The 7,616-nt window shown below is 52.0% G+C and carries 4 protein-coding genes; 1 reads left to right on the forward strand and 3 read right to left on the reverse strand.

What is annotated here, in order from left to right; translation table 11 throughout:
* Window positions 1–717: 717 nt before the first annotated feature.
* Window positions 718–1,674: a hypothetical protein gene (locus AB4090_RS14555; RefSeq protein ID WP_369574607.1), complete on the forward strand. Its 957-nt coding sequence runs from the start codon at window positions 718–720 to the stop codon at window positions 1,672–1,674.
* Window positions 1,675–4,234: 2,560 nt separating this feature from the next.
* On the opposite strand, the gene AB4090_RS14560 is transcribed toward AB4090_RS14555, so the two are convergent.
* From AB4090_RS14560 to AB4090_RS14570, 3 genes are read right to left on the reverse strand one after another with little or no spacing between them, the layout of a single operon-like run.
* On the reverse strand, window positions 4,235–6,505 hold the full coding sequence (locus tag AB4090_RS14560) for a putative bifunctional diguanylate cyclase/phosphodiesterase (RefSeq protein ID WP_369574608.1): 2,271 nt from the start codon (window positions 6,503–6,505) through the stop codon (window positions 4,235–4,237).
* Complete coding sequence (locus tag AB4090_RS14565; RefSeq protein WP_369574609.1) at window positions 6,483–6,683, reverse strand: hypothetical protein; 201 nt, start codon at window positions 6,681–6,683, stop codon at window positions 6,483–6,485. The genes AB4090_RS14560 and AB4090_RS14565 overlap by 23 nt, the downstream gene beginning before the upstream one ends.
* Before the next feature lie 3 nt (window positions 6,684–6,686).
* Window positions 6,687–7,460, reverse strand: coding sequence for a PilZ domain-containing protein (locus AB4090_RS14570; RefSeq protein ID WP_369574610.1), 774 nt, complete (start codon window positions 7,458–7,460; stop codon window positions 6,687–6,689).
* Between the last annotated feature and the right edge of the window lie 156 nt (window positions 7,461–7,616).

The raw sequence follows: 7,616 nt of genomic DNA on the forward strand, positions 1-7,616 counted from the left end.
GAGCGGATCAGAATCGCCTCCCGCGCAATATAATGACAGTCCTCGATAATAAGCTGCAAAACTCGATTGTAATGATTGCAGTGAAAAATCTGGGGTTCACCGTGCAGGGTCACAACACCGGTGAGGGGATCACGGATAGGAGACGACTCCCTTTGTTGATTCATTTCAACAGATCCTGTGTGATCATCGTGATGCGTTCGTCGATCTTCATCTGTCGATTCGTTAGACGGGTGCTATATTGCAGCATGTGCGTTTCATGACTTTTATCTTTTTACAGCAAGACATAAACTGGGATGAACTTGTGCATGCAATTCTCCTGGCCAAAATTTGCAGGCTATGTGAGCGGGACGCTTCCAGTCTGTGTCAACCTCCGGCATCTGTTTGCGGATCATTTGGAGGCAATTTGCATGTTGCATGACCGCACGCAAGACCTCCATGAGCAGCATAAACGCCTCCAGACACAAAACCATTTTCTTCCCTCTCTATTCAAGTGGGTAAATCTGAAGCGAGGTCTACCGAGCGCGTGGTTGGCTGATACCATCTGTTGATTAAGATAGTCTGGCGTTACGCGACGAACCCGGAATTGACGCTACCAGTGCAACGAGTGTGGCGTCAACTAATAGCCTCTTCCAATGACACATGAGCCTGAAGGGAGGGCGTGATTCCAAGGTGAAGTGAGCCTGAACGGTCTGAGTTTGGGATCATCGGAGGATGATCGTGACACTCAAGACACAAAGACTACAGACCCTCGACCAGATCCGCGCCTTTGTGGAAGGTGCCCAGGCCCTCGATTTTGCCGCCCCAGCCCGAGACGAGGCGTATGATTGGATTGGCGGTGAGCTGCGTCGCTTCCAGTACCTGCGCTTGGGCAAGGTTGCCCGAGGATGGATGCACCGCTACTTGGAGAAGGTGACGGGCTTATCCCGCGCGCAGGTGACCCGTCTGATCACGCAATTCCGGGCCGGCGGGCAGATCCGGGACCGGCGTGGTCCGCCCAGCAAGCCCTTTCCGCGCCGCTATACCGCAGCCGACGTGCAGGCCCTGGTGGAGCTGGACGCCTTGCATGACACGTTGTCGGGTCCAGCCACCCGTAAGCTCTGTGAGCGCGCTTACCGGGTCTTTCACGATGCCCGCTATGAGCGTCTGGCGACGATTTCCCATGGCCATCTGTACAACCTTCGCCACTCCCAGGGCTATCAACGCCAGCGTGGCCGTGTGGACAAGACACGGCCCGTCCAGGTGGCCATCGGGGAACGGCGCAAGCCCCACCCCGGCGGGAGACCCGGCTTTCTGCGGGTGGATTCCGTCCATCAGGGCGACCTGGATGGCATCAAGGGGCTGTACCACATCAACCTCGTCGACGAGGTGACACAGTTCCAGTTCGTGGGCTCCGTCGAACGCATCAGCGAGCGTTTCCTGCTCCCCGTTCTGGAGGCCCTGATCGACGCCAGAGGCCGACTACGAAAACGCTATCCCTACGCACAGATGATGACCCCGTACGACAAGCTCAAGTCTCTGGATCAGGCCAGCCAGTACCTCAAGCAAGGCGTCAACTTCGCAGAACTGGATGCAATCGCCTACGCCAGAAGTGATAATGACGCTGCTCTCTGCCTCCAAAAGGCTCGGGCAAAGCTCTTTCGTTCCATCAACAATGCCCAACACTCAGCCGCCTGACAGCCTCACTCCTGCCCCTCCTTCAGGCTCATCTCTGGATTGGAAAGAATTGGGTGGGAGCATCCTTGGTATCAGGACAACCAAGGCCACCCAAGGTGCTCCACACTACTCGCGCGCCGTACTACGTCCATTCTCTCCGCCAGTGCTGGTCCTAGTGTTTTATTGCTTGCTGGAATAACACAATAGCGGTCCAAAACGCTTAAACTAAACGTCTGTCGTGAACTCGTCACAGGGTATGAAAGAGAAATCCCTTTTGTAATTAAATCGTTATGATCTATGATTCTGTTTGTGATTGAATCACTGTAGACAGAAGACTACGTCTTTGCTGCCACAATGCTGCAAAAGATCTCTGTTTATCCTGTGTGGCATGAAATATGCACATTCCGCGCTAATTACGGAAAATATTGTTCTCTAGACCTAGACGGACGGATGAGAGTACAAAAATGAGATATCGCAGACCAAAAATATGGATTATCGCCGCGGCACTGTGTACTTTTGGTGCTTCTACCCCAGCGTTGGCTCAATTGAACCTCAGTCTGGATCTTGGCGGGCCGGGCTACAATATTGGCTTCTCTACCTTGCCGCAGTATACCTATCTAGCCCCGCCACAAGGCTATTTAGCTTATTACCCGGCGTCCTTGTATTCTCAGTATGTTCTCTGGCAATACTACCCACAAATTTACTATGAATATTACTCGGCGCCGCCGCCTCCACCCCCACCCGGTGCACCCCCACCACCCTCACCCCCGCCCGGTGCACTCCCGCCACCCCCGCCCGTAAGTTACTTTCGAGCATTGGGAATTGCCCCGCCCCCACCGTCTCGTCCAGGCGAGTTCCGACCTGCACCGGGGCGGTGGCTGTGGGCAGCCCGATTCCGAGGTCCTCAGTTTCGAGGACCATTAGACCAAGGGCCTGAATTTTATGATCCGCTTCCCCGAGATCCGGGTGGGTTTCACGGCCCCCGTCCTGGCGGTCCACCGCATTCTTAGTAATGGGGTTCTCCAAACAAGGTATTCCGCTGCCATTAATCAGTGACCGTCAGACTATTGAAGCTAGTGAACTAGGAGCGCTAACAAAAATAGAAAATCTCCATTGGTGTGGGAGTGATAGTAGACGTTTGAAATATGGTGAAGTCCATCAGAGAACCAACTTTCTGAGCCGTCAAGCACACGATGAAGGAGATTCCGAATTTTGTCTCTACTGTGGGTCGGGACGACGCGATGATTTGGGAGTAATTCGCCATGAGGAACAAGGGGATCAGCGAGTGGATCAATTGAATATGTGGATCGGGTCCAGGTCACCCTCAGGTGACCCCAGGACTGAGAGGCCGCGTTAGCATCCTCTTTCAAGTCGCTTTGAGTGCCTCACAAACGAAGTCCCCGGCTTTACCGGGGTATGGTTGTAAAAGCTAGGATAGACAAGATGGTTCTGCGCATCTTCCAGGTCTGCTTTCTGAGGAGAAGGCTTAGCCGTGAGTGAATAGTGTTACTCTTCTCTGCGCGGTCGCGCTATAATCTAGAGTGTAACGTATGGCGGTGACGGTAAGCGCAAATCCTTGCGTGCGAGTTTTTTGGAGGGTCTTTTTCTCGGCTATCGTTCACGATGGATCAAACAATGTCGCTATCTGTTTTGAATTATTTCTTTTGATCTATAAAGGATTTTCATGATGAATACCCGTCGTTTGAGAAGCGGTGCCGGTCCTGTGGCGTTTGCGATCATTTTTGCCTCTTTGGCGATGAGTGGGTGCGCTAACATGAGCCCTACGGGTCAACGTGCTTTGAGTGGTGGAGCTATTGGAGCAGCCGGTGGAGCTTTACTGGGAACTGTAGCAGCTGGAAACCCAGCCGTCGGGGCAGCTGTTGGCGGTGCCGTCGGGGCAGGAGTGGGGGCTGCATTGCCACAAATCGAAAATAGTCTAAACGGGAACTGACCGCCGGGCGTTAGCGAGATAAATGGGAGAAATTCCATGGAGTCAGGATCGAGAAATTGTCTGGCTTTTTGTACAGGAGACTTTGACTCATTTTGGTATAATTGCCTATCAATCACTAGCGCAGAAAAAGTCCTAAATTCTTCGATTGGTTTGGCTAGCTCGTAAGCCTTGGCGACGATCAGTGGATGTAAATAACGGGATGGATGCTCCCAACCTGACACAAGCACGGATACCACATGGTGGGAGCCTTTTCTTACCATATATGACCGTAACTGCGCCAGAATGGTGTCGTTTTTCCCGGGGGAGATTTTATAATTTTTCGTCATTCATTGGCTTAGCAAGCATCCTATAGTCTGTTTGCGGGAGGTTTGGGATCCCGTGAGTATCACGAAAACTAGCCAACCGAATCGTCGTGACAGTCATAATATCATATACCCGGTAACTGTACTTACAACCTTGGGGTCCACGACCGTCTAAATTTGACCCATCGTGGGCACCTAAGCATACAATACCAGCGGCCAGACATCTCGATCTTCGGGGGATGCCGAAAATCAATAAATGCGTAATTATTTATATTTTTCTTCATGCCATACTATTTAAGATAGTCGTCGCTGAGCATTTCTGCTTTTATCACTCCACTGCCTTTATACGCGCCTGCAATGCGATTCTTCTGTCCTTGGTGTCAGTGTCTAAAATTGCATCCATGTCATCTACCGGCAACGGGCGCGAAAACCAATATCCTTGAATTTTTTCCACGCCGATCTCGGTAAGAATTTGTGCGACTTGTTCATTCTCTACACCTTCTGCAACAACGTCCACTGAAAGACTCCTGGCTAGGTACAGTAAACCACGCACTAAATGACGGTGTTTGGTATTGGTCTGTAAGTCGCGGATCATGCTTTGGTCAATCTTGATTCCGCAGCAATCCAGCTCTCCGAGATGCTGTAGCGCAGAGGCCCCCGTCCCAAAATCATCTAACACAAATTGCACACCTAACTGCTTCTTCGCCTCGCGAATCTGCTTTGCGACCACGGGGAGTTCTTCTACTGCTACCCGCTCGACAATTTCAAACTGTAGATGCTTTCTATGGACGCCAGGGAATCGGTTCAGTAGTACTTTACACCAGGGGATCCATCGGGGATTTCGAAGTTCTCTACCACTGAGGTTGATATGAATATCTAGTTCTTGCCCCGCTTGGTGCCATCGCTCTGCTTGCGTTATTGCTGTCTCGACAATCCATTGTCCCGCACCACCCATCAACGACGATCGCTCTAACACCTCCAGAAACGCCTCGGGAGCTAGGAGTCCGCGCTTCGGATGCTGCCAACGCAGCAGCGCTTCGGCGCCAACAATCTGTTTGCTAGGTAACGAAATGATAGGTTGCCAGTGGAGGAGGAATTCTTTTTGGGCGAGTGCAATGCTCAAGTCGTGCAGAAGCTCCTGCTCTTCCTGCACCGCATCTTGCAGATAGTGGCCGAAAGGTACCCAGCCATCTCCGCCACGTTCCTTGGCCACATACATCGCCTGATCGGCATGGTGCAGCAGTTTTTCCGGGCTCCCCTCGTCAAATGGATAAATCACCACGCCCAAACTCGCGCTAACCGAATATTGACCCTCTACCTGAAAACGGGCAGCACCAAGAATCCGTTCCGCCACCCGATCTACTTCGCTTACATGGGCAATGTCCTCCACCAACAGAACAAACTCGTCCCCTGCATAGCGAATGGCTGTGTCCTGAATTCTTAGTGCAGAACGCAGACGCTCTGCCACCTGTTGCAATACCGCGTCGCCTTGGAGATGCCCGCACTCGTCGTTTATCTTCTTAAAGCCATCCAAGTCGAGAAATAGGAGGGCAAACAACTGCTGATGCCGAACGGAACGAGCCATAGCGGCGTGAATGCGGTCGATAATCACGCGCTGATTTGGTAGCCCAGTCAAGAAATCCCGCGTGCTCAGATTTTGTAGCTTGTGCTCCAGTGTCTGCCGAAAGAGCAACGCCGCCAAGAGATCCACGAGCAGACGCAGGTGCTCCCAGGCCAATTCGGGGATTCTTACCGGGGGAGAATCCCGAAACCAGGATAATACCAACACCCCCTGCACGCCCCCTGGATCAGACAATGGAAATGCCAGACTCCCCTGCAAACCCGCCTCGACAAACTCCTGTAGGGCATAGGGACTGTGTGGATAGTCTCTCTCAAAGATGGCTCGATTCTCCCTAAGCGCCAAACCCGCAATCCCTTCCTCTTTCGGAAAGGAGAATTGGGAGAATTTTTCGAATCTGGTAGATTGCCCATGAAACAGGCGATAGCGCAGCCGCTCTCCCTCCAAGATGATGAGTCCCGCGCCCTGCGCTTGGGCAAATTCATAGGCCAACTCAGCCGCCGCGTGAAAGAACGCTTCCAACTGAAAAATCCGGGTGAGATTACGAATCCTAGCGAGGAGATCGTGGCTTTGTTGTTGCAGGTACCCAGTTTGAATCACGTACTGGCACCCGTCCAACAGCGCAGAAAAATGTCGCCCTAGAGAGCTTTGCGCCGAACAAGAAGCCAGGGCCAGTAGCTGCGATTGCGTTTCTTCGCGAATCCAACTAAAGATCTGCGCCCAGCGAATAATCGAGATAGACAAAAGGGCTAGGCGTTCGCCAACCTGAATTTGTTGCTCCCAAAAGCGTGCGTCATACACCCCAGAAACAATCGTGCGTAACCACTCTGACAGCCAGGGATGGAATATCTTGTCTTCTTCCTGTGAAAATGTAGAAATATCGACATTATGAGCAGCCAAGTAGACATTCACCTGCTCACAGAGATTGGCTGCATGGTTCCGGAGCCAAAGCTCTTCTTCTGGGGAAAATGCCACCCATCCCAGCAGTTCCGGGTCTTCAACGCTCTTCGTTGTGGTCACAGGTCTGCTCTTTGGCTAACGGTAGTGCTTTGTCGCGAACCATCTGTAGGTATGCCTCCAGCAGTAGGGTGTCCAGCACCTCTTCCAGTGGCATCCGCCAATTTCTCGACAACTCTTGCAGACAATTCTGCCGCCAGCGTTTGCCCAACATCTCACTTATGTCAACTACTTTGCTCACGAATTACAATGCTCTCCCAGAAAAACGGTCACGCGCCGAGTTTACCACCTGCTGCATTTGTTCTCCTTTCTTGCAGAGGTACAAATGTTCAGCTTTTCTTTTCTGCGCGGCGGTCAATTCAAAATGGATCCCGTACAAGTAGGGATATAGGGGGTGCGTGATAGTCTCGCGACGAGTGATTTTCGCCACCGTCTCGCAGCTTCCACACTCGGGGATTTCAAACTCTACCAGTACCCTTTCCCCGGGTGCGAGAAAACCCCGATCAAGAAACAGCGATGCGCCACCGGGACTGAAATCATGCAGCTTGCCATAAACTGTGCGGCCGTCCTTAGCTCGAATCAGAATATTCCCGTCAATTTTGACCCGTCTTTCGGATCGGGCCTTCCGGGACAGCACGCGCGTTGGCAGACCAAAGTAGTGTAGACCCTGCGTACTGTGTTTCCAATCGGCAAAAAAGCCCAAAATTCTTGGTCGTGCGAGTAGAAACAGCAAAGGCTTCCGCAGGGGTTTTTCTTCCGCGAGCGAGGGGCCCACTGGTTCCAGCAGAAACTCGTGTCCCTCCCATCGGCGGAAGTGACAGAGCGTGCCGCTATCGCCAGACTCGGGCGTATAGAAAATACCGCTTTGGCCATCCTTCAACGCCAATGTCTCTGGTTCTGGTAACATCAGATCTTCATATCCAGATAAAAACACCAATGGGAGAAAATCTACGAGCGGCAAATTGCCTCGCTGCGGGATCATCAAGGCCAGTTCGGTGTCGTCTTCACTGAGAGACATCACGAATCACTCCTTTTTTGACTAAGCGAGACATTATGTCTTATTTTTAGTACACATGCACATTAGCGATATCTTGGATCAGCTCATTTCAGCCGTTTCGCAGAGTAACGGCACAGAGGATCTTGCCCGGTCGTTGCTGAAACTCATGCAAGAAGT

Origin of the sequence: Acidithiobacillus sp. IBUN Pt1247-S3, from assembly GCF_041146875.1 — a bacterium.
Taxonomy (GTDB): Bacteria; Pseudomonadota; Gammaproteobacteria; order Acidithiobacillales; family Acidithiobacillaceae; genus Igneacidithiobacillus.

What these genes read in the sequence shown, in the direction of transcription:
- AB4090_RS14570 (WP_369574610.1), bottom strand. Translation starts at nt 7,460, where the DNA reads ATGTCTCTCAGTGAAGACGACACCGAACTGGCCTTGATGATCCCGCAG.